The organism is Candidatus Nitrosopumilus sediminis, from assembly GCF_000299395.1.
In the GTDB taxonomy this organism is placed as follows: domain Archaea; phylum Thermoproteota; class Nitrososphaeria; order Nitrososphaerales; family Nitrosopumilaceae; genus Nitrosopumilus; species Nitrosopumilus sediminis.
The window spans coordinates 1123364-1144831 of record NC_018656.1 but is presented as its reverse complement, the minus strand read 5'-3'; the positions used below and the strand labels follow the sequence as shown (position 1 = coordinate 1144831).

The following is a 21468-nucleotide window of genomic DNA, read 5'->3' as shown; positions in this document are numbered from 1 at the left end:
GGACCGCTGGAATAAATAAGCTCGCAAAACCAACTTATTTAATTCAAAAGTTTTTCATTAAGCCTATTTTTGATAATAATATGGGTGATATCAAACAGGTGATAGTTGTTAGGACTGATCTTGATATGGGTAAAGGCAAGATTGCAGCTCAAGTAGGCCATGCTTGTGTACTTGGAGCAGAACATGTACGAAAATCTCATCCTGAATGGTATAACGAATGGTGGGGAGGACAAGAAAAAGTTGTTGTTAAAGTTTCTGGAATTAAAGAATTACAAGAAGTAAAAAGACATGCAATTGATTTGAATCTGCCTTGGTCTGAAGTATCTGATGCTGGACATACTCAACTAGCTCCGGGAACCACTACCTGTATTTCAATTGGCCCTGCCCCTGAAAATTTGATTGATAAAATTACTGGAGATCTTAAACTACTATAACAAGTCCTTTCTTGGAATGAGATATTAACAGCACAATGTGAGAAAATTTGTGAAAAAACAGACTAAAGGAATTTTTGCATTTATTTTCTTAGGTGGGATTATGGTTACTTCTGGTGTTGTAATTGCATTTCCAGGAATAGATCCTGGAACTAATCCTGAAATTACAGTTACTGGAACTCCTGCAGATAATTTTCCAGATGAACAACGAGCTCAGTTTTGTGGTTCAAGCAATGCAAAGTCTACTGATTATATTCGAGAATTTTCAATTCCAACTTTATGTACTAACCCGTTAGCAATTGTCACAGATTATGATGGCAATGTTTGGTTTACTGAAACCAATACTGGCAAAATAGCTAAATTTGATCCTAATACAGAAACATTTACTGAATATGATAATTCGTTGTGGCCTCCAGGTGGCCGCTCAATGATGTGGGGAATTGATTATGCTCCTGATGGCTCTCTTTGGTATACTGACGAATCCTTTGACTCTGTATGGAAATTTTCAACTCTTGATGAGACCTATGATAGATTGGCATATCCTTCAGAAGGAAATTCATTACCTCAAAAACTACTAATCGATGGCTCACAAATAATAATAAATGATTTTACCGGAAACAAACTTACTTTCTTAGATCCTAGTCAATCTGGCGAAGAAATACAATATCTCTCAGTTCCTTCACCTATTGATAATTCAGTTACTGCAGATTTTGCAATAGATGCAAATGACAATGTTTGGTATACGAATTGGTTATATCAACAAGGTGGTGTTTTGGTAAAATTAGATAAAACAGGATATGATGAAGCTGTTAGAAATGGAGGTGTGCAATTTTTACCTGGAAAAGACTTCACCGAAGTTTATCAATTACCTGTGACGCTACTTACTCCAAATGGTGTCGTCGTTGGAGATGATGGAAAAATTTGGTTAGCCGATACCACTTCTTCGTCTTTCTTTAGTTTTGATCCTATCTCTGCAGAGTTTATACAATATGTAACTGCAGATCCTCTACAAAGTACATATGGCAATCAAACTGGAGTTGTAAAAACCCCGATATCTAGACCTTACTGGATTGAATCTGATGAACAAGGAAGAATAGTTTTCAATGAACAAACTGCTAATAATATTTCTGTAATGGATCCCATATCTCAAACTCTTGTAGAGTACAATGTGCCTTCAAAGAATCCGTATTGGGCTGATTGTGATCCTGGAACCGGTACCATGATAGATGATTGTGGTGTTGCACAAATTTTTGATTTTACTGTTGATGGCAATAAAATATGGTTTACTGAATGGGTTGAAAATAATATTGGCGTAGTTGATACTACTGTCCCTCTACCAATTGAAATTCAATTAGAATCAAATTCATTGATGATTACTCCTGGAAATTCAAAAGAACTTGACTTTGTTGTATCTTCTCAGGCTCAAAAAGATCTTTCTGATGTTTCATTAATTTTAGCTTCGACTCATGACTTTGTGAATATTGTTCTCCTTAATGATTATCCAGAATCCTTCCAACTCGATACTGATGCCCCACGCCCAATCTCTGTTATGATTGAAATTTCTGAGGATGCAATACCTGGTAAATACAAAGTTTTACTTGGTGCACAATTATCAGACATTGCAGTCAGCAAATATGTTACAGTGACAATAGAGTGATACCTGAGATAGATTGCCAAATAGGCATTTCTGTATATAGCACAAAATTTCCTGGTATTGGTGGAAGAATTAGAGTTAAACCTGAAGATTTTCAAGTGACTGAATTAATTTCTGAAAAAATAAAAAATTCTATCAATGATCAAAATGGTTATGCCGTATACAAATTAAAAAAGAAAAAAATTGACACGAATCATGCTTTATCTGGAATTTTTAGACAAAAAGGTATTCGTCTTAAATCTCTTGGATTAAAAGATGCATCAGCTATAACAGAACAATTTGTATGCTCTGGAAACAAAGGAAAATCAATAGAAAGCTTTTCCAGTGACAAATACTCGCTTGAAAAAATTGGATTTGTAAAAAAACCTCTATCAAAAAAGGATATGGTTGGAAATCATTTCAAATTAAAAATTTCTGATTGTAAAAATGACTTGGAATCTTTTGTAGAATTTGACAAAATTCTCAATTTTTATGGTTATCAGCGTTTTGGTTCAAAAAGACCTGTAACTCATCTTATTGGCAAGGCAATACTGCAAATGGATTTTGACCGTGCTGTAGACTTGATTTTATCATTTACTTCCTCCTATGACTCTAAAGAAAATAATGAAATTCGTGAAAAATTATCTGATAGGGAAAACTATCAACAATATTTTGATCAAGTTCCAGTTCAGATGGATATTGAAAGAATAGTTCTAAAAGAAATGATTGAACATGGTGAGTCTGTACGTGCTATTAGAGCAATCCCTATTTCTTTAAGACGTTTTTACATTCAGGCTTACCAATCTTTTATCTTTAATCAATCCCTAAGCGCTGCATTTTTGGATGGCGAAAATCTTTTTGAGGCACAGTCTGGTGATGTTTGCTTTGATCATAATGGGATCATTGGAAAATATGTCAAAGGAATGGACCAAAATTTAGCATTGCCTTTTGTTGGTTACTCTTATTACAAAAAAACACGATTTGATTTTCAGATCTCTAAAATATTGAAGCAGGAAGAAATTTCTCCAAAAGATTTCTTCATAAAAGAAATGCAAGAAGCAAGTAGTGAAGGTGGTTTTAGACAAGCTGCTATTCACTGTACAGATTATTCCTCCCACGGAAATGTGGTGGAATTTTCACTGTCTAGAGGATCTTTTGCAACAATTTTGCTCAGAGAGATTATGAAACCTGATGATCCTATCCTTGCTGGCTTTTGAGATCTATTTTACAAAGATCATTTCTTAGATGTCTTTATTTTGGTCTATTTTTAAGAAAATATGATTTAATTGGAAAAGGCATACATGCTAATTAGCTGTGAAGTTGGAGAAGAGCAGTCACTTTGCTCTCAACTAAAAGAAATTCCTGAAATTACAAATTGTATAATCACTTATGGAAGTTATGATGTTGTAGCTGAATTTGTCACTGATTCTCCGTCTCAAATTAATGAAATAATTACATCTAAAATAAGAAAACTAAAAAAAATTCGAAGTACTATCACTCTACGTGTAACAAATTAATTCTTTTTGAAAATTATAATCCCTGCAATCAAAACAATTATTCCTCCTGCAATCATTTGTATCCCATATGTGATCCAATCTGGATTTGAATACATAAATGATGATTCTGGCCCTACAATGGATTGTCCCTGGAGGTGGAAAATCAGGCCAAAAATAATTATTATAATTCCTATGATCCCTATTGTTTTCCCACCCTTCATGAAATTTTTCACTTGTTCTAGTTAAAAAAGGGTAAACAGAATTGATCATTTGAGCAAATGATTTTCGGATTTGGTTTTTAATTATTCTCTTATGATGTAATAAAATGTATAATTGGAGTGATTATAAGGAATCATCTAGTCATAATCATCTGGGGTTGATCTTATTTGGTACTTCTGCCTCCCTTGCAATTATCTTATTTTTGATATTTCATCCTCAAATTGAGGCTATAAACAAAGAATCTCCAATCCTGATCAATATCATGTTTTTTCCTGCAATGGCTGTGGGATTTCTTTACGGTGTTAGAATAACAGAAAAAGCTGTAAAACCATCTGAAATACGTAGTCCGTTTAAACGCTCAATTGTAAAAATTTTCTTGTTCTTTTTTGTTATTGGTGGCATGTTCAGCTCTGTTAACTTTGCAATCAATGGCGGAAGTATAATGCCTGAAATCACAATTCTTGAGGATGGTTTATTGCCTTGGCTAAATAATTTCGTCACTGCAAACGGTGGTGCGACCTTTCTAATTATTACCAGTATTGGTTTGATGGCTGGTGCAACCAAACGAATTGTTGGAATGAACACTGGATTTTTGAATCGAATGGTGACATTTGTTGGAACATTTGTATTTTTTACAATGCTTGTGCTAAGTTTCACAAAATCAGATCCTACATCATCCGGAGTTTTCTTGTATACATTTTATCAAGCAGGAATTGTAGGCGGTGCATTCTTTGCAATGAATCGTCTTACTAAAAATCAAAACATGTTAGAAGATTTTTCTAATGGTTTCTAATCTATTTTCCAAGATCGACATAAATCCCTGATGCTTGGTTATTGATTCTGTCCCAATACTTTTCACAACCATCTGTTTTGAAATCATTCTTTTTACATTCGTTAAAGTGAGCAGTATTCCCCCTCGCTATGTTGTCTGATAACAACACGTCATCTGCGGTAAATAGTGCTATCAAGCCTATTGCTGCCAAACTTGCAGCTACTACAATCATCGAATATCCTACTTTGGCATAATTGTGAGGCTCTTTCATTTACGGAAAATCAATGACCCTTGAATTTAATCTTTTCAAGTTGAACACCTGCGATCAAATCGCTGATACTAGCGAATTTTTTTAGAAAAGATGAAAAGAAAGTACTCAAAATTAACTATAATGAGCATCCAAATCCTTCAATATGAGTTTCTTGGACCCATTCCTCTTGAAGAATGGGGTCCTCCAATGGAGAAATTAGTATTTTTAATTCTCTCTAGGGATAAGGAAAAATTCCATGTTCTTTATGTGGGTGACTGTGAAAAGACTGAAGACAAGTCATTTTTTGTTCAACATTCTGGTTACAAATGTTGGCATGATAATTCAGGCTCAGAAAAATCAATGTATTTAGCAATACTGCCTTTGTTTGAATCGAGTATAGAATACAGACAAAATGTAGTCAACAAAATAATCTCTAGTTACAAGCCCATCTGCAACTCTGCTAATACTCTTGAAAAAAAACCTGATTATGTTATAAGAAAATCTGAAAATACAAATCAAGACGCAGAAAAAATTTCTTGCCTTTGCTGTGGTGCTGAAATGAAACCTGAGCAAACTCTTGAAAAATCTACATTATTTCGATGTACAGGTTGCGGACTAAGTGACACTAGGATTCATTGATCTTATTTTGAACATCAAACAGTTGCAGAGTTAACAAATCTAATGCTTTTTTCAAATGCTGAAATTCATTTATTGAATGCATCTGACCTTCAACTAAGGCTCTTTGAATCTTAATTGAATTTTTTTCAAACTCATTTGAGGCAACAATTTCCATGGCGTTAAGTTTTGATAACAAATTATCCAAATCTTTAATCATCTCGTCTGATGGTTTGTGTTTGTCCATAGTTATCTGAAGTGATTTTGATATATGAATCGTTACAAAAGATCTTCATCAATTTCTTGTATAGGATCTACATATTGCTGACATGTGCAATTTGGAATTTGACATTTTCCAGCCTTGATAATAGAACCACTCTCTTGATTTGTAATATGTATCTGATCTGTATGGTGGCATCTCTTACAATTCATAATATGACCCTAGATTAAGGAATTAAAACTCCTCTTGCTTCAATTTGTGAATCTTTGAGTTTTTTGAGCGCCTCATTTGCCTTTTCTAATGGAAATGTTTGAGTGATGACCTCTAAATTATTCTCATCACAAATTTTGATTACTTGTTCCATATCTTTTGTAGAGCCAATTAATGTGCCTCTGATTGTTTTTTCTTCAAATGCCATGAATGCTGGATTCTCCCCAACTGTTGCAATCACGATCAATCCTCCTTTCTTTACTGACTTTATTGCAGTATCTGTTACAATGTCTGCTGGTGCAAAAACAATTGCAGCATCTAGCATTCCATGTTTTTCTTTAATTTTGGATAAAAGTTCTTCTTGATTTTCAGAAAACACTATTGCATCTATTGCTCCTAATCTTCTTGCAACATCTAGATGATTTTGTGATCTTGAAAATGCAATGACATCACAGTTTTCAACTTTGGCAAACTGTATTGCCATGTGCCCTACTCCACCAATTCCAAAAATCCCAATTTTTTTATGAGTTTGTGGTTCAGCAGCTTTTACTGCTTTGTATGCTGTGATTCCTGCACAAAATAATGGTGCTGCATATTCTGATTTCATTGATTCTGGAACTTTGGTTGCAAAATCTTCTGTAACTGTTACGTATTCTGTATATCCTCCCTTGAGTGATTCTCCTAAAATTACTGATGATTCACAAAGATACTCTTTTCCTTCTTTGCAATATTGGCACTCTTTACAAGCCTCTAACAGTGGAGTGATTCCTGCTCGGTCTCCAACTTTAAATTTTGTAACACTGTCTCCAATTTCTACTACTTTGCCAACTACTTCGTGTCCTGGAACTGTTGGCAGTGATGGTGGGATGCCAATGTCTTGCCAATCTCCTTCAATTCCATGAAGTTGTGAGTGGCATACCCCACATGCTTCAATTTTCAGTAAAATCTCATTTGGGCGTCTAATCTCATGTCTGTCAATTTGGGTTAGTTTTAATGGATTTGTTTCAATTTTTGCACATTTTTCAAGCATCATGGCACGCATTTTTTCCATATTTTGAAAAATCAAACAAGGAATTTTAAGATTCGCTCATTAGAAAAATAAAGGACCGCTTTCACATTATTCTATGACTGAAATTACTGCTGAAGATAAAGAAAGAGTAGAACTATTGCGATTAATTACAAGCTCTAAAAATGAATTCAAAAATCTTACATTGGATCAACTGAGTCGATTGCAAGAATTGGTGGAAAAGAAAGATTACAGTCATGACAAAAAAGCTCACAAATCTAAAGTGAAATTATTAGGAAAAATCAATGTCAGAATTTATGAATTAACTGAAGGTAAAGGAATCTGGGGCTAATCCAATTAGGTACAAATATTATAACAAATCTAACTATTTATGGTTAAAAATCATCTCGCTTCTGAAACAAGTCCATATCTACTTCAACACGTAAACAACCCTGTTGATTGGTATGGCTGGAATGACGAGTCACTAAAAAAAGCAAAAGATGAAAACAAACCTATCTTTCTAAGTATTGGATATAGTTCATGTCATTGGTGTCATGTAATGGCACATGAATCATTTGAAAATGAAGATGTTGCAAAATTCATGAATGAGAATTTCATTAACATCAAAGTTGACAGAGAAGAACGACCTGATATTGATGATATTTATCAAAAAGTTTGTCAGATAGCAACAGGTCAAGGTGGTTGGCCCTTGAGTGTTTTTCTTACTCCTGATCAAAAACCCTTCTATGTTGGAACTTATTTTCCAGTTTTAGATTCTTATGGACGTCCAGGATTTGGAAGTATTTGCAGACAGCTCTCACAAGCTTGGAAGGAAAAACCAAACGATATTGAAACTTCAGCTAAGCGATTTATTGATGCATTGACAAAGGCAGAAGCAATTCAAGTTCCTTCAAAATTGGAAAGAATACTTCTTGATGAAGCTGCTATGAATCTATTTCAACTGGGTGATGCAACTTATGGTGGATTTGGGTCTGCTCCAAAATTTCCAAATGCTGCAAACATTTCATTCCTTTTCAGATATGCCAAACTTAGTGGATTGACAAAATTCAATGAATTTGCGCTCAAAACCCTCAAAAAAATGGCAAATGGTGGAATATTTGATCAAATTGGAGGTGGCTTTTCTAGATACTCTACAGATGCGAAATGGCTTGTCCCTCATTTTGAAAAAATGCTCTATGACAATGCACTGATTTCGGTAAATTATGCTGAAGCATTTCAAATTACAAAAGACCCTTTTTATCTTGAAGTTTTACGAAAAACTCTTGATTTTGTTTTACGTGAAATGACTTCTCCAGAAGGGGGATTCTATTCCGCATATGATGCTGATTCTGAAGGTGTAGAAGGGAAATACTATGTTTGGAAGAAAAGTGAAATCAAGGAAATTCTTGGGGATGACGCTGATTTATTCTGTCTTTACTATGATGTGACTGATGGAGGGAACTGGGAAGGAAATAACATACTATGTAACAATCTGAACATATCTACAGTTGCATTTAATTTTGGAATTTCTGAAACTGAGGTTAAAAAAATAATTAATCTGTGTTCTAAAAAATTGTTAAAAGTTCGTTCTTCTCGCATTCCACCTGGATTAGACGATAAAATATTAGTTTCATGGAATTCTCTGATGATTACTGCATTAGCAAAGGGGTATCGTGTTACAGGTGATATTCTGTATTTGAACGCTGCAAAAAATTGTATTTCTTTTATTGAAAACAATTTACTTGTTAATGACAAATTATTACGAACATACAAAAATGGAACTGCAAAAATTGATGGGTATTTAGAAGATTATTCTTATTTTATCAATGCACTATTGGATGTGTTTGAAATCGAACCTGATGAAAAATATTTGAAACTATCTTTGAAATTGGCGCATCATTTAGTCAATCATTTCTGGGATTCTAAAAACAATAACTTCTTTATGACTTCTGATGATCATGAGAAATTAATTATTCGACCCAAGAGCAATTATGATTTATCATTACCTTCTGGAAATTCTGTATCTGCGTTTGCCTTACTTAGATTGTATCATCTGTCCCAAGACTCGACTTTTCTTAAAATTACTACAAAAATAATGGAATCTCAGGCACAAATGGCTGCTGAAAACCCCTTTGGATTTGGATATTTGCTAAATACAATTTCTATGTATATTCAAAAACCTGTCGAAATTACTATCATTAATACTGAAAATCCCAAAATATGCGAATCACTTCTTTTGGATTATTTACCAAATTCTATCATGATAACAATTCGTGATGCTTCTCAATTAGAAAATCTTTCAGAATATCCTTTCTTTGCTGGAAAATCCTTTGAAGACAAAACTACTGTCTTTGTTTGTAAGGATTTTACTTGTTCTTTACCTCTTCGTACTCTTGATGAAATTCATTCAAATCTTTAGATTTTTTTCAAATCTACTTCAATGATATTTCCAACTTGTGGCCTTCCCATGTTATCATATCTTGATTTTGGCATTGCAATTGTAATCTGAGTTTGCTGATATGATTTGATATTTACTGTTGGCTGTGCCTGTAAAATTGCTTCCAACAAAGGCATCACCTGTTCTTTAGTTTCTGAATCTAGTTTTTTCGAAACATTTTCAATTATCATTTGTTTCTGAGAGATTGGTTCAGTTGAAATATTTTCAATCAAAGTTAATTGAACCATTTGACCGTTATCTACTATCTGTGTGATTTTAAATTCATTTGTAGCTGACATGTAGAATGATTGTTTTTCTTGATGATTTATCTTTAACGAATCGAAAAATATAATGCAACTACTGCCGTAACTACTGCTGCAGACACCCCTAATCCAAAGATTATCTTGCTCCCATCAACTTTCATGGTGTCTATCACATACAGTTAAAATTAAACTATGCTAATTTTTAAAATTCATTCACTGATAATTTCTACGTAAGTGTTTTAATAGAAAATGCCCACAATTTGTTATCGCATACTAACTGTATTCATACACCTGCGATAATACCGCCAGTCAACAGGAGTCATAGAGTGCCCATTTGGGCACTCTTTATTCAAGATCATTGTCTGAATTTTGATTTTCAGGCTTGGGTTTGCCTTCTTTCGTAACTGTCTCTTGTTTTGGAGGATCAAGAATAGATTTTTTGATTAATGCTGCACGCTCTTTTATGATTTGATTGAATTCTCGCATGTCGTCTAACCCTGGTGTTTGTTGTTGATTTTGATATGCTTGTAAAAATCCTGAATACACGCATCCTGTAATTATTCCAAATGCTGTATCTGGAACCGATTCTATTTCGGGAACAAAGTTTTCTGCTATCTGCTTATAAGATTCCGATTCATTAATGTAATAATCGATTAAACTATCTAAAAAGTCCCTGTTTTCTTTTGATATTGTCATATGCTTTTTCTTAATTTCCTAGTTTATTTAATTGTCTTTGATTAATCGTTTATTTATTCACATACTGTTTTCATGATATTGTGGAAATTAGAATCTGATGAAGGTTTTTTTCGAATATATGATTCGAAAAAACTCATTGCTGGATATTTTGATCCTGACTATGGCGATGTTTTATCAAAAGATAATTCCGAAGATATTATTTTATCTATGATGAAAAATCATGACAAAATCTTAGGTGGGGTCATTATGGTTCCGCTTGTAAAATTTAGACTATTTGATACTGATTTGGATACATCTTTGACAAATGTTGAAGAACAAGTAATACGAGTAAATGAACATTTGCAAAAATGGAAAAATTTCTTATCTGAAACTAATCTTCGATCTCATTCAATTAGAATATCTCACACTGATCAAGATATGCTTACGATATCTTTTCCCATTACTTTTTCTAAACCTACTCCTCTTGAAAAAACATCATTATGTGAGGAACTTTTGGAAACCCTGGAATTATTGCAAAAATCCGGCTTGCTGTAATGCTAATTCATCTAAGGTAAATGATCTTTTTTCCATTTTTCAGCATCATTGAAACAATTAAACCACTCAACTTCTATTTCATCTGAATCAAATTCATTCATTTCATTTTTAAATTCTGCATCACATTTGTTCTTCATGTTTTCTGAAATTTGAATCACTTTTTGTTTGAGAACATTGTCTGGTGGAGAAAATTTGTCCTCTTCATTAAATTCAACAATTCCTGCTTTAGCCAATTGAAATTCTATTAATCCTAAATTTTCATACTCATAAGCCTCTTGAATTTGTGTATCTGATCTTACTTTTGCCGATTCATCCCCAGTCGAAATCCATCTGATATATTCAATATCGCTTTTTAATTGAGTTTCAGATGAAATCTTAAACAGTTCTACAGAACTTTCAAATAATTTCGGTGTTGATAACTGATCATATCTAGAAATGATTTTTTCAAAGTCTTCAACATGTTTTTCATAATATTTCAATAACTCTTCTTTTGTAATGTCTCCTTCGTCCCATTTGATTTTTTCAGAATAAAATTTTGTTTGTAATTCTGCAACATCTTGTTGAATTTGTGCTAGCTCATTACCAAATTGAAATCCCTTCTGTTTAGTTTGTTCTGCTGAATAGTTGTAGGCAACTATTGCAATGATGATTATGATGCCTATTGTAGCAATTGTGATATTTTGGATTTTATTTTTTTTCAAAGATAATCTATATAATTTCCATTTTCATCTAGCTTCAACTCAATTGTGAATTCTGTCCCGCTGATAAAAGAATCGTTTCTAGTTGTTCTGACTCTTCCAATAACTAATTCATATGGCCAGATCTCTACAACTATGGAGCCTACTTTGGCAATAGGGGTCTCGGTAATCTCCATATCCTCACGTTTAACCCCATGTCTTTCAAGCATGTGAATAGCATGATCTAATAATGGTTCAGGATTATTGTAATTTAGTACCCAAACTTTTCCTTCATAATCAATTTTCTGCAATTTGAAACAATCCTGAATTTACTCATATAACAATTATTCTGTTGGTTATTTTAGTTGGCTATATTATATTCACTATCGAGTATTAATCATGGAATCCAAAACCTATCAAGTAATTTCAGAGTTTGATGAACAAAAAGACTATGGATTCTCAATAAGACCTAGACACAAAAAATGTCTTACCCTATTACATAACAATCAAACTCTTACTCCTAAAGATTTTCTCAGCAAACACCTTGATGATATAGGAAAAAAGGAAACGCCACTCAAGCAAAAAAAGGATATCTTTTACCAAGCAATGTCTATTGGAAAAAAGATAGGTGTCATTTCAGACTATTCTCAATATCCTATACAATTCAGAGATTTTTCTAACCTTGAAACTGTTCATTATTTTACAGAACAGCTACGCCAAGACAAGAGAAAAAATACAAAATGGGATATTCATAATCTCAGCCCTACCCAAAAATCATATCTCTACGCTTTGTGGAATTTTAGCAACTGGCTTTATGGAAAAGAGTTTGAATCCAATGCTTTGATTCAGACTGATCTTAATGAATACAAGAAGATAAAATCAAAAACCACTCTTGAAGGACTGGAGCATTTTTTTACTTTGTATACAAATTCTCATGGTTCTGAATCTGATTTTATCAAAATGGTAAAGAGATACCTTTATGATAAAGAAAAACACGGTCACAAAAAAGCCAATACTATACGCATAATTCGCTGTGCTATTGAAGGATATTTTGAGAAAAATGACAGTCCAATAATTTTCAAGTTTGATGAAAAGGCCAGATACAATACCACGACATCTGAAGAAGAAGAGCCACAAATGTCCCTTGAGGATGTAATGAAGATGCTTACCATTGGACGTCCAACCATTACACAAAAGGCTGTAATTTTATGTAAATTTCACCGAGGACTAGATACTTCTACCTTTGTTGACCGATTTAATTTCCAGGTATTTGAACAACTAGTAGAATATTTTGGAACAGACCAACACCCAAAATGGGATTTGTCATTGTGCCCTGTTCCGATAAAATTGACCAGAATTAAAACTGATTACACTCACATTGGATTCCTAGATGTTGATGCAGTACAATCAATTCAAGATTATCTGGATTCTCGATTTAAAAAATTAGGAAAAGTAATGCAAATTGGAGAACCATTATTTTTGAATTCACAGAATCTACCTATTTCTGATTATTGGATTCGACAATCCTTTAAGCGATTGGCAAATACCTCTGGAATTCAGCAGAAACTAAAACGTGATGGAATCATGCCAAAATATCAGAAGGATTCTCATGAACTACGTGATTTGTTAAAATCTACCTTGATTGACTGTGGAACACGATTCGACATCACTGATCAAGTTATTGGACACAAGCCAAAAGACAGTTATGAGAAACAGTCCTTACTTTATCCTGAATCTGTAAGAGAGGAATACTCAAAGGCATCATCAAAAATCAATATTTTCTCAAATCTGTCTTCCAATCTACAAAAAACTGCAAATGTTCAACAATTACAAAATCAAGTAATGTCTCTACAAGAAGAAGTAAAGAGATTGATCCAAAAAGATATGATTCGTGAACAAATTGTGTCTATAAATTAGATTTTTTTTTGGTTCAAGTCTAACTTGTATTTGATATCAAAACATCCCTTGATACATCAGGGGGAAAATCATCGTATTCCAATAACATTAGTCACGAACCTAAATTTTCAAAAAATTTGTTTTACGTACTAATGGTAGTTCATGAGTAATATTGAAGGATAACTTCATTAAAAAGAGAATTTTTTCATAAAATATGAGCGATGATTATGACAAAGTTGCTTTAAAACAAGATCTGAATCTTTTTCTAAATTCAATTGATTCCAATGATTTCAGAACTGGAAATATAATTGGAAATAGAATTATGAGTAATGCATATCTTTTCGAGAAACAAAATTACGCAATTATGGGATATTTTTTAAAACAAATATGCATTGATGCATTATCTTTAAAAAATAGGTCTGATCCAGATTCTCTATCCCCCATCACTTCTGCATTGAAAACATTTGTTAAAGATAAAATTTTCATACAGTTGGATACTCAAGAAAACTTACATGAATTATGGAAAGATTACAATAACACTGTGACAAAAACACGTAATTCCTTTTTACCTCCTAAAGAAAAAGAATTGTATAAAGTAAATCCGCAATTTACAAACAAAGCTTTCAAAAAAATAATATCATTATTGCTTGAAAATAGAGATAGTCTGAAGTACCCTACAAATAATTTCTTTAAAGGAATGTTAAATGAAATGAATCGTATTGGAAAAATTTATGGAACTTCAATAAAAGATCAACATGTTTTAGCAATAATTACTATGTTGGATAGAGTTGATGAATATGTGGGATTAACAGTTATTGATTATGAAGATTTTGAAAGTAGAATTGAAAAAGAAATATTGCCACTAGTTAATTCATTTGAAGAAGTTGCTATCAACAAAAACCTTGATGAAAATTTAGTCAATAAGTTTTTGTGGAAATTAATCTCAATATGGAGATTTAATTTTATTAAATTTATGGAAGTAAAAAGAGCAGGAGTCCCACAAATCCAAGTACAAGAAGAGATCAAAAAACCTGTCAAAAAACAATTAGTTGAAGAAATAGCAAAAAGTTTAGAAGACGAAATAGGAGGGAAATGAGTATGAAAGCAATAACAATATTAAAAAAAGCTGTACATGAAGAATATCCTAATTTTAAAAACTATCATCCTGAAGAACAAACCCAGATAATAAACACGGTTTTATCATCCTATATTTTACCAGTAATAAAAAAAATTAAACTACCAAATTTAATCAGTTTACAATTTAAAATTAAACAGGAAGCATTTTTAGAAAATAGACGAAGAAAAGCAACCAGAAAAGATGTTAGACAAATCAATTATGCGTTATGGAAATTAATATACGATGCAAAAAGTTCATTGATTTCTGACAGTCTACAAACATCCCAAAATTACCCTGTAGATGTAGTGAATGATAATACTACATTCACAATTAGAAAATATTCGGATGAGACATTCACTAAAATAGTTGATCCTACATCGGATTCCTCTGAAAATGCTTTTACAGTATTGGATCCTCCGTTAACTCTTAGTTCTACGTTAGAAGAAAAAGTTTTGAGTGATGAATCATACAAAATGTTTGTTTCAAAAATTGATGTTGCAACAAGATCAACACCTGTAAAACATTTAGGAGTTGCAGAATATTATCTTGAAGAAAAACAAGATCGATATCAACAATCCTTGCTGAAAATCATACTCTATGCAAAATTTCTTGGAGGCGACAATCCTACAAAAATAATCAAGTGGGAAAAATTACGAGATATTATTGATTCTTATTTTGATAGTATTGCAAAGACTCCTAAATTACAAGAAATGATTGATAACTTCTATGTTAAACTAAGACCATAAAATGTTTGATCCACAAAAATTTGTAGATTTTGCAGATGGTATATATGTAAATCCAAAAATTCAAACAGATGCAAGTATACGGACAGCAATTAGCCGTGCATATATCGCAGTATTATCTCAATCAAAACAAAAATTAGAAGAAAGAAATATTATTTTACAAGATGAACAACTTCATCAATCAGTTTTAAAAGAATTAAAAAAATATGACAGTAAGTTAGCAGACAAATTAGATGAGTTAAATGATTATTGTATAAATGCTGATTTTAATTTAGATATTCAACCAGACAAAGATACAATTCCTTTTGTAACCGCAATTGCAAAATCCTTTCACACAATTAGAAAACAAAAATTGCCTTAGCTTTGAAGATCTTTAACAGTCTGATTTGTTTCATTAACTGTTTTGTTAATGTTCGAAACTACTCTAACGATATCTTCTTGTGATTTTTTATCATAAAAGAAGATCCAAATAGAAATTGCCAATGCGATACTTACTTGAATAAGTAACATTTGTGATTTTGTTAAAGATTCGATAGGATTTTCGGGTATGAGAAATGTGGCAACAATAATTGAAACCATAAAAATTCCCAATCCTGCCATTAGGACTGTAGAATAATTTGTAGATGTACTTCTAATTTTTTCTAGAGGTTGTTTTTCTATTGAGATAACTCCTGATAATAATTCAATTTTAGAAAAAATAACATCTTTGTTTTCATATGAAGGAATTTTATACAAAATTTTTGAGTAAGTTGTAGATTTTAACGAAACACTATTGGTTGATTTAGGATAGATTTTGTTAATATTTTCTTCAATTTTATCTATTTTGGATTTCTCTATTTTTAATAAAAATACATGTATTTTTTCCACTTTGTTCTAAAATCATCACTAGAATATATTCATAATTTATTATTTGTAATCAGATTTGTCTTGTATGATTTGTAAGACATTATCTGCTGTAGGCGTATCTGAAAATAACGATTCTATCTTGAATTTTAGTACCTTTCCAGCATGTTTTTCACGTTTAAAGCAATAGGCAGTAATTTTTCCATCATTGTAATTAGTTTCTGATCTATCTACTTGGAGCCTACACCCACATTTGATACATTTTGGTTTCTGAAGTATGATGCTAAATTTTTTACCCATGAATTTATGATGTTAATCTACTTGAAATAGCCAATGTTTACTCTTTTGTCCTTGCCATCCTTACCATTAAGATGAGGATAATTGTTTTATGATTTGGGTTCTATGCATTTTAGTTCTATTTAGTCGTAATTCATCAATTTTTGTCATCTCTTCTAATTTTTGTAAATACCATTCTCTAAGTGAATTATCTTTCATTACTTCTGCTGAAATATTTTCTCCTCGTAGATACAAACTTGTAAAGAACTGAAATGAGATAAAATCACTTAGGGCCATGTCATTTTGATTCTGTATGGTTGAATATGTATGTGAATCCGATTCTAATCTTCTAAATGAATCTACATAAGAATGAAGAATCTGATCAAGCAGATATAATACTCTTAGGACTTTTTCAATTAATATTACTTTTTTTACATCTTTTGTATATTTCTCGATTTCAGAAATAATTATTTTTATTTTTTCTGGGGATTGGGGTTTAATTATTTTTTCATAAAACCCATCCATTTCTGTAAAATAAGTGTGTGAAATATAGTTTGTAATTATCTTCAAAATTATTTGTTTAGATTGAGGATGAACAAAATAGTTTTTTAATGCAATTTTATTTATTGTATTTTTAAAATCTATGATTTTCTTTTCATCATTTTTATTAATTTCAAAATCATTTTTATTATGTTTTCTAATATGATCAAAAATCCAAAATATTTTTTTAACATCTAATGAAATTCCTTTGTCTTCTCTCAATTCATGATCTAATATTGGAAATTCACAGTGGTTTTCTTTTATCCATTCTTGAAGTGAGAAAATACCATCTTGATAAAATTGTTCTAATACAAATCTATATGATGATTCTATTGCTTTTTGAGAATTCAATAAATCAATTTCTAAATCTCTTTCTTCATAAAATAAGAAATACTTATCTTTGGTAAAATAATACTGTGTAAAAATATCTATGATTTTTTTATCATTTGTAAATTTGATCATTTCTGGCCATGATTCAAAAATTTTTGGAAATAATTCTTGATGAATTGTTATAATATGACGAATTCCTACAAATTCTGATTGCCTATTCTTATCATAAATTGTTCTCAAATTGACTAATTTTTGTATTAATTCTGCATTGTCCTTATTTTCCACCATTTTTTTTATAAGTTCTTCATTTTCAAGATTATATTTTTTTGCTGTTTGCAATGAAATCTTTCTAATTTTTTCAAAAACTAAATGACTTTCATCTTCGTCATCTTTAATATTTGAATGAATTTGATTTGTAATGTAACTAAATAACAAAAGTAATCCTAATTGACCAATATGATATTCTATGTTTGATGTAATTGTTACATAGATGAGATTTTTATTTTGAATTGCAATTATGATTCTTTCAAATTGTGATTCTGTTAATTCTGATTTTACATATCTGAACAATTTTGTTTTACTTAGTTTTTTATGTTCTCCTAAATGTAGCAACATTGTAAATATGGAATTAATTATAATGTCATCATCCCATTCTTTTTCTTGTTTTAATCCAAATAATTTCTGAATATTTTCTAATTCTACATAAGATATTTGATCCCCATGTGCCATTGCTTTTCCTTGTAATGTGGGTTTGAGAAAACTATATAGTCGTGACAGATTTTGTTGTTTCTTCGATAATATTGCTCTATCTATTTCATCTTTGTATTTCAAATATGTTTTTTTAATTTGTGGGGTTAATTCAATATTTTTTTTAATTACTGATTTTATTTCTTTAGTTGTAAAGTCACCTTTGTCTAGAAACGTGTCTGTCATGTTTTTTATTGAGATAAGTAGATTCTTGTGAAATTCTTTAATGTCTTCAAATTCTTCTAAAACATTTTGGATGTTTTTTGGATACAATGATTTGTGCGTGACATTAAGAAAATATTTTTCATAATTCAGAACTAATTCAGATACATTAAATCCAATTCCCCGTTTTGTTGGAATTCCTTTTAAATATTGTCCATCTATGATTATTGAATTTTTACCTTTTTCTTTGTGGTGTAATGATAATCATTTGAAATCAACCCTACATCTAACAATTTTCTCCAAAATATTTTGGAATCTATTTTAAATTTTTGTAAAAACCATTCAAAACCAAGATTAGTTAGGTTGAATTTTTTTTCTTGATTCCCTTGAGTTGCATCTACATCACATGAATTTTCTACCAAATTTCTTTCTTGTAAAACTGAAATTGCTCCTCGAATTGTTTCACTTTTTCTATTCTTGAATCTATTATCTTTGACAAATATTTTGGTCAATTCTGGAACTGATTTTTGTCCATATTCCACTAGACAAAAAATTATATCTTTTCGTAATATTGGATCATTGCCCAATTATTTACGCCTAAACCCTTGGATTATTCTTTCCATAAACCTCCTGAATCCTTTATTTAGATATTCTTTTCTTTAGTTCATGAATTGTATACTTTCTGATAATACTGTCTTTAGGATTCAAAAAATAACCGGCAAACCAATATCGAGGGGTTTTGAAAAAGCCATTCTTGAAATTTTAGATGATTATGAAAAAATAAAAAATCTAAGGAGGATGGATGAGTAGTCCACCGCCCTTAGATTTTTGGAGGATATTATGCACATATGTAAACGAGTTAAAAAAGCCAATTATCGCAGATGCCGAACTGATAAAACTCCTTTTACCAGCAGGTGTCCCAAATGTTACCTATCAAACAATCATCGTTCACGCACATTTAAGACACCTGAAAATTTGTGGAGACACTTACACCAAATACACGATTTTGATAGAAATGAATATCCCTCAATTCCATTAGTCATTGATGTTTTAGATGAAATCTCATCTGCATTATCACAGAGCATTCCTCTAGATACAATCACACTTGCAGTAAAATGGAGGATGATAATACAATGAATGATCCTAAAAAAACAAAACATTTAGGAAAATGTTGCAAAAGCAATGGCACCGTTTTAGTATTGTATGATGGTTCTCCCTTGGAAAATTACTCAGTAATTCTTTGTGCCAAACATGCTAGTGTGGCCCCCTTTAATGAAAATATTCTAAAAATTACTAATTTGGTGAAAACAAAATGAGACATCCAAGTATTTGCAAATTTTGTGAATCTCCAATTTATTTTAAATTAACAGTAAATGGATGGAAAGCATTTGAAGACTCTACATGTATGTTTGTTCATCGTTGTTTAAATTTAAAAGGATATTTTCCATTTGGCTAAAAAGAAATACCATTGCTATTCGTGTGATAAAGAAAGTACAAAATGGAAAGATTTCAAAGATTGCATATCAAAAAACCATGAAGTATTAGAAATATTAAATGATGAAACAAAAGATTCACGTTCAGAATCCAAAAAACTCTATGATCTTGCAAATACGTTAATTGAAAAATTAGTAATTGATGATAGCAATCAAACTAGAGTCTATGCAGTAGTGATAATTAATGACCGACCTCAATGTCTAGATTTGGCATCATCCAAAGCAATTCATTGGTTAAGTTATGAATTACGTAAACTAGATTTGGAACAAATTAGAGGAGATGATTTTTTCAAAAACATCCTACATGCAATAATCTCTGATGCCCAAATGGGCAATGCTTTCAAAGAGAAAATCTATCATAGAATATGCCAAAAATCTGATGAAATCTACTATGATTTAGGCACAAATGATGGATGCCTAGTCAGGATTTCAAAGAATAACGTCAAAATCATTCCGTTTGACAAAAACTGTCCTCTGTTTACAAGACCTCCTTCTTTACAACCACAAGTAATTCCTCAGTTTAACGACAAGAAAGCATTGGAGAAAATTACCGATTTATTATTAATATTAGATAAAGATAGAATTCTATTTCAGGTTCACCTGATATCGTTTTTTCTTGAAAATATTCCAATTCCAATTGCAGTTGCCGATGGAGAATCAGGTAGCATTAAAACCACATTTACAACATGTATCAAAAGAGTTGTAGATCCTAACGGTCCATCTAGAAATTATAACTATGTTAGTTTCCCTGCAAAATCAGATGATCTTGACGCAATATGCTCAAATCGATACATGATGTGTTTTGATAATGTTAGTAATATTGATCAATCCATGTCTGATAAACTGTGCATATGTATCACTGGGGGTTCTAGTGCATCAAGACAATTCTATACAAACAATGAAGAAAACATAATAAATTATAGAAATAAAATAGTGCTCAATGGAATAATTCCAAAACTAGATTATCCTGATTTACAAACTAGATTAATAAATTATCAACGAAAAGATCTTGATTCTGTTCCACGAATCACAGAAAAAGAATTTGAAGAAACCTTTCGACAGATCTTGCCTGATGTCTTGGGGTTAATTTTTAAAACATTGCAAAAAGCAATCAAAATTTATCCAAAGATTGCAAAACGAATTAAACCTGTTACTAGAATGGCAGATTTTGAGATATGGGGGGAAGCAATTTCTCAGTCATTGGGAAACACTAAAAATATTTTTCATAAAGAATACATAAAAAAATTAGAAGAGGACTTTCTTGGTGCAAAGGATCAACACATTGTAGCTCAAATAATTGATGAGATGATGCAAAAAACAGATGAAATCCAAGAAACAGTTAACACATTACATCATACCATTAAGGCAATTGCTGTTGAGAAAGAAATCCCGATTGAAAATAGATTTGTACATTTCCCTAAATTGCCAAACCAACTATCAAAAGAACTCAAGGTGATAAGTCCGATACTCTCAAAATTAGGATACAAAGTGACTATGAATCAATATACTTCTAGGGATGGAAAATACCCTAGAAATTCAATGATTGTTAGTATCTCAAAGAGGAAAATTCAGAAAAATCTGGAGATTTTTGAACCTAAAATCACAAAAATTCTAAAATTCCATGGTAAGGATGACAAGGATGACAAGAATAAAACAAAAAAACTAGAAAGAACAAAAGAATATTTCAAATGTTTAACTTGTGATGCAGGGCCATTTCACGTTTCAGAAAAAAGTCCTAGTGGAAATATTCTCAATTTCCATAAAAATGCAAAACATGAAATCAAATTTCTAACCCAAAAAGAACTCAAAGAATCAGAATCAAAGAAAAACCTATTCAAATTTTGAAAAATTGTTATGTTAAA

Annotated in this window: 29 protein-coding genes; 17 read left to right on the top strand and 12 right to left on the bottom strand. The window is 31.4% G+C overall.

The window, feature by feature from the left end:
- Positions 1–80 precede the first annotated feature (80 nt).
- The 4 genes from pth2 (at position 81) to NSED_RS06880 (ending at position 3581) form a co-directional block, all read left to right on the top strand.
- Entirely contained in the window at positions 81–434 is a 354-nt protein-coding gene (pth2, locus tag NSED_RS06895) for a peptidyl-tRNA hydrolase Pth2 (RefSeq protein ID WP_014965535.1), read from the top strand.
- 49 nt (positions 435–483) lie between these two features.
- Positions 484–2088, top strand: a complete 1605-nt coding sequence (locus NSED_RS06890) for a Vgb family protein (RefSeq protein ID WP_016940246.1) — start codon at positions 484–486, stop codon at positions 2086–2088.
- Positions 2085–3281, top strand: coding sequence for a tRNA pseudouridine(13) synthase TruD (gene truD, locus NSED_RS06885; RefSeq protein WP_014965533.1), 1197 nt, complete (start codon positions 2085–2087; stop codon positions 3279–3281). The genes NSED_RS06890 and truD overlap by 4 nt, the downstream gene beginning before the upstream one ends.
- Before the next feature lie 69 nt (positions 3282–3350).
- Positions 3351–3581 (top strand): Lrp/AsnC ligand binding domain-containing protein, encoded by a 231-nt coding sequence (locus NSED_RS06880; RefSeq protein WP_014965532.1) that lies wholly within the window; start codon positions 3351–3353, stop codon positions 3579–3581.
- On the opposite strand, the gene NSED_RS06875 is transcribed toward NSED_RS06880, so the two are convergent.
- The gene (locus NSED_RS06875; protein ID WP_014965531.1) at positions 3578–3781 is read right to left on the bottom strand and encodes a hypothetical protein; all 204 of its coding nucleotides are present in this window, start codon (positions 3779–3781) and stop codon (positions 3578–3580) included. The genes NSED_RS06880 and NSED_RS06875 overlap by 4 nt on opposite strands.
- Positions 3782–3885: 104 nt before the next feature.
- On the opposite strand from NSED_RS06875, the gene NSED_RS06870 reads away from it, so the two are divergent.
- Positions 3886–4572, top strand: a complete 687-nt coding sequence (locus NSED_RS06870) for a hypothetical protein (protein WP_026090094.1) — start codon at positions 3886–3888, stop codon at positions 4570–4572.
- Between the two features lies 1 nt (position 4573).
- Here NSED_RS06870 and NSED_RS06865 read toward each other — a convergent pair whose 3' ends face one another.
- Complete coding sequence (locus tag NSED_RS06865; RefSeq protein WP_014965529.1) at positions 4574–4822, bottom strand: hypothetical protein; 249 nt, start codon at positions 4820–4822, stop codon at positions 4574–4576.
- Positions 4823–4942: 120 nt separating this feature from the next.
- Here NSED_RS06865 and NSED_RS06860 point away from each other — a divergent pair, with 120 nt between their 5' ends.
- Positions 4943–5440 carry a hypothetical protein gene (locus tag NSED_RS06860; RefSeq protein WP_016940247.1) on the top strand — a complete coding sequence of 166 codons (498 nt, stop codon included), beginning with the start codon at positions 4943–4945 and terminating at the stop codon, positions 5438–5440.
- On the opposite strand, the gene NSED_RS06855 is transcribed toward NSED_RS06860, so the two are convergent.
- Both NSED_RS06855 and NSED_RS06850 read right to left on the bottom strand, forming a co-directional pair.
- Positions 5427–5663, bottom strand: a complete 237-nt coding sequence (locus NSED_RS06855; RefSeq protein ID WP_014965527.1) for a hypothetical protein — start codon at positions 5661–5663, stop codon at positions 5427–5429. The two genes, NSED_RS06860 and NSED_RS06855, sit on opposite strands and share 14 nt — an antisense overlap.
- A 199-nt stretch (positions 5664–5862) precedes the next feature.
- Entirely contained in the window at positions 5863–6897 is a 1035-nt protein-coding gene (locus NSED_RS06850) for an alcohol dehydrogenase catalytic domain-containing protein (protein ID WP_014965526.1), read from the bottom strand.
- Positions 6898–6970: 73 nt separating this feature from the next.
- Here NSED_RS06850 and NSED_RS06845 point away from each other — a divergent pair, with 73 nt between their 5' ends.
- Together NSED_RS06845 and NSED_RS06840 are read left to right on the top strand one after the other, a co-directional pair.
- Positions 6971–7204, top strand: a complete 234-nt coding sequence (locus tag NSED_RS06845; RefSeq protein ID WP_014965525.1) for a hypothetical protein — start codon at positions 6971–6973, stop codon at positions 7202–7204.
- A gap of 39 nt (positions 7205–7243) precedes the next feature.
- Positions 7244–9271: a thioredoxin domain-containing protein gene (locus NSED_RS06840; RefSeq protein ID WP_014965524.1), complete on the top strand. Its 2028-nt coding sequence runs from the start codon at positions 7244–7246 to the stop codon at positions 9269–9271.
- On the opposite strand, the gene NSED_RS06835 is transcribed toward NSED_RS06840, so the two are convergent.
- Together NSED_RS06835 and NSED_RS06830 are read right to left on the bottom strand one after the other, a co-directional pair.
- Positions 9268–9588: a hypothetical protein gene (locus tag NSED_RS06835; protein ID WP_014965523.1), complete on the bottom strand. Its 321-nt coding sequence runs from the start codon at positions 9586–9588 to the stop codon at positions 9268–9270. The two genes, NSED_RS06840 and NSED_RS06835, sit on opposite strands and share 4 nt — an antisense overlap.
- Before the next feature lie 309 nt (positions 9589–9897).
- Complete coding sequence (locus tag NSED_RS06830) at positions 9898–10248, bottom strand: hypothetical protein (protein ID WP_014965522.1); 351 nt, start codon at positions 10246–10248, stop codon at positions 9898–9900.
- Positions 10249–10320: 72 nt separating this feature from the next.
- On the opposite strand from NSED_RS06830, the gene NSED_RS06825 reads away from it, so the two are divergent.
- A complete protein-coding gene (locus NSED_RS06825; protein WP_014965521.1) occupies positions 10321–10782 on the top strand; it encodes a hypothetical protein in 462 nt (153 codons plus the stop codon).
- Between the two features lie 11 nt (positions 10783–10793).
- Here NSED_RS06825 and NSED_RS06820 read toward each other — a convergent pair whose 3' ends face one another.
- Positions 10794–11483, bottom strand: coding sequence for a hypothetical protein (locus tag NSED_RS06820; protein ID WP_014965520.1), 690 nt, complete (start codon positions 11481–11483; stop codon positions 10794–10796).
- A complete protein-coding gene (locus NSED_RS06815) occupies positions 11480–11770 on the bottom strand; it encodes a hypothetical protein (RefSeq protein ID WP_014965519.1) in 291 nt (96 codons plus the stop codon). Before NSED_RS06815 ends, NSED_RS06820 begins: the two co-directional genes overlap by 4 nt.
- 88 nt (positions 11771–11858) lie before the next feature.
- On the opposite strand from NSED_RS06815, the gene NSED_RS06810 reads away from it, so the two are divergent.
- From NSED_RS06810 to NSED_RS06795, 4 genes are all read left to right on the top strand, one after another.
- A complete protein-coding gene (locus NSED_RS06810) occupies positions 11859–13376 on the top strand; it encodes a hypothetical protein (protein WP_014965518.1) in 1518 nt (505 codons plus the stop codon).
- A gap of 193 nt (positions 13377–13569) precedes the next feature.
- The gene (locus NSED_RS06805) at positions 13570–14451 is read left to right on the top strand and encodes a hypothetical protein (protein WP_014965517.1); all 882 of its coding nucleotides are present in this window, start codon (positions 13570–13572) and stop codon (positions 14449–14451) included.
- Between the two features lie 2 nt (positions 14452–14453).
- The gene (locus tag NSED_RS06800) at positions 14454–15218 is read left to right on the top strand and encodes a hypothetical protein (protein ID WP_016940249.1); all 765 of its coding nucleotides are present in this window, start codon (positions 14454–14456) and stop codon (positions 15216–15218) included.
- Between the two features lies 1 nt (position 15219).
- Positions 15220–15576 (top strand): hypothetical protein, encoded by a 357-nt coding sequence (locus NSED_RS06795; RefSeq protein WP_014965515.1) that lies wholly within the window; start codon positions 15220–15222, stop codon positions 15574–15576.
- Here NSED_RS06795 and NSED_RS06790 read toward each other — a convergent pair.
- The 4 genes from NSED_RS06790 to NSED_RS06775 all read right to left on the bottom strand — a co-directional run bounded on the left by NSED_RS06790 (position 15573) and on the right by NSED_RS06775 (position 18700).
- Entirely contained in the window at positions 15573–16082 is a 510-nt protein-coding gene (locus tag NSED_RS06790) for a hypothetical protein (RefSeq protein WP_014965514.1), read from the bottom strand. The two genes, NSED_RS06795 and NSED_RS06790, sit on opposite strands and share 4 nt — an antisense overlap.
- A 39-nt stretch (positions 16083–16121) precedes the next feature.
- Complete coding sequence (locus NSED_RS06785; protein WP_014965513.1) at positions 16122–16358, bottom strand: hypothetical protein; 237 nt, start codon at positions 16356–16358, stop codon at positions 16122–16124.
- A 66-nt stretch (positions 16359–16424) separates the two neighbouring features.
- On the bottom strand, positions 16425–18224 hold the full coding sequence (locus tag NSED_RS06780; RefSeq protein ID WP_014965512.1) for a hypothetical protein: 1800 nt from the start codon (positions 18222–18224) through the stop codon (positions 16425–16427).
- Between the two features lie 113 nt (positions 18225–18337).
- A complete protein-coding gene (locus NSED_RS06775) occupies positions 18338–18700 on the bottom strand; it encodes a hypothetical protein (protein WP_014965511.1) in 363 nt (120 codons plus the stop codon).
- A 79-nt stretch (positions 18701–18779) separates the two neighbouring features.
- On the opposite strand from NSED_RS06775, the gene NSED_RS10560 reads away from it, so the two are divergent.
- The 4 genes from NSED_RS10560 to NSED_RS06765 all read left to right on the top strand — a co-directional run bounded on the left by NSED_RS10560 (position 18780) and on the right by NSED_RS06765 (position 21451).
- A complete protein-coding gene (locus NSED_RS10560) occupies positions 18780–18923 on the top strand; it encodes a hypothetical protein (protein ID WP_014965510.1) in 144 nt (47 codons plus the stop codon).
- A gap of 30 nt (positions 18924–18953) precedes the next feature.
- Positions 18954–19250, top strand: coding sequence for a hypothetical protein (locus NSED_RS10330; protein WP_156800715.1), 297 nt, complete (start codon positions 18954–18956; stop codon positions 19248–19250).
- Complete coding sequence (locus tag NSED_RS06770) at positions 19247–19429, top strand: hypothetical protein (RefSeq protein WP_016940251.1); 183 nt, start codon at positions 19247–19249, stop codon at positions 19427–19429. Before NSED_RS10330 ends, NSED_RS06770 begins: the two co-directional genes overlap by 4 nt.
- 132 nt (positions 19430–19561) lie before the next feature.
- On the top strand, positions 19562–21451 hold the full coding sequence (locus NSED_RS06765) for a hypothetical protein (protein WP_014965508.1): 1890 nt from the start codon (positions 19562–19564) through the stop codon (positions 21449–21451).
- Positions 21452–21468 lie beyond the last annotated feature (17 nt).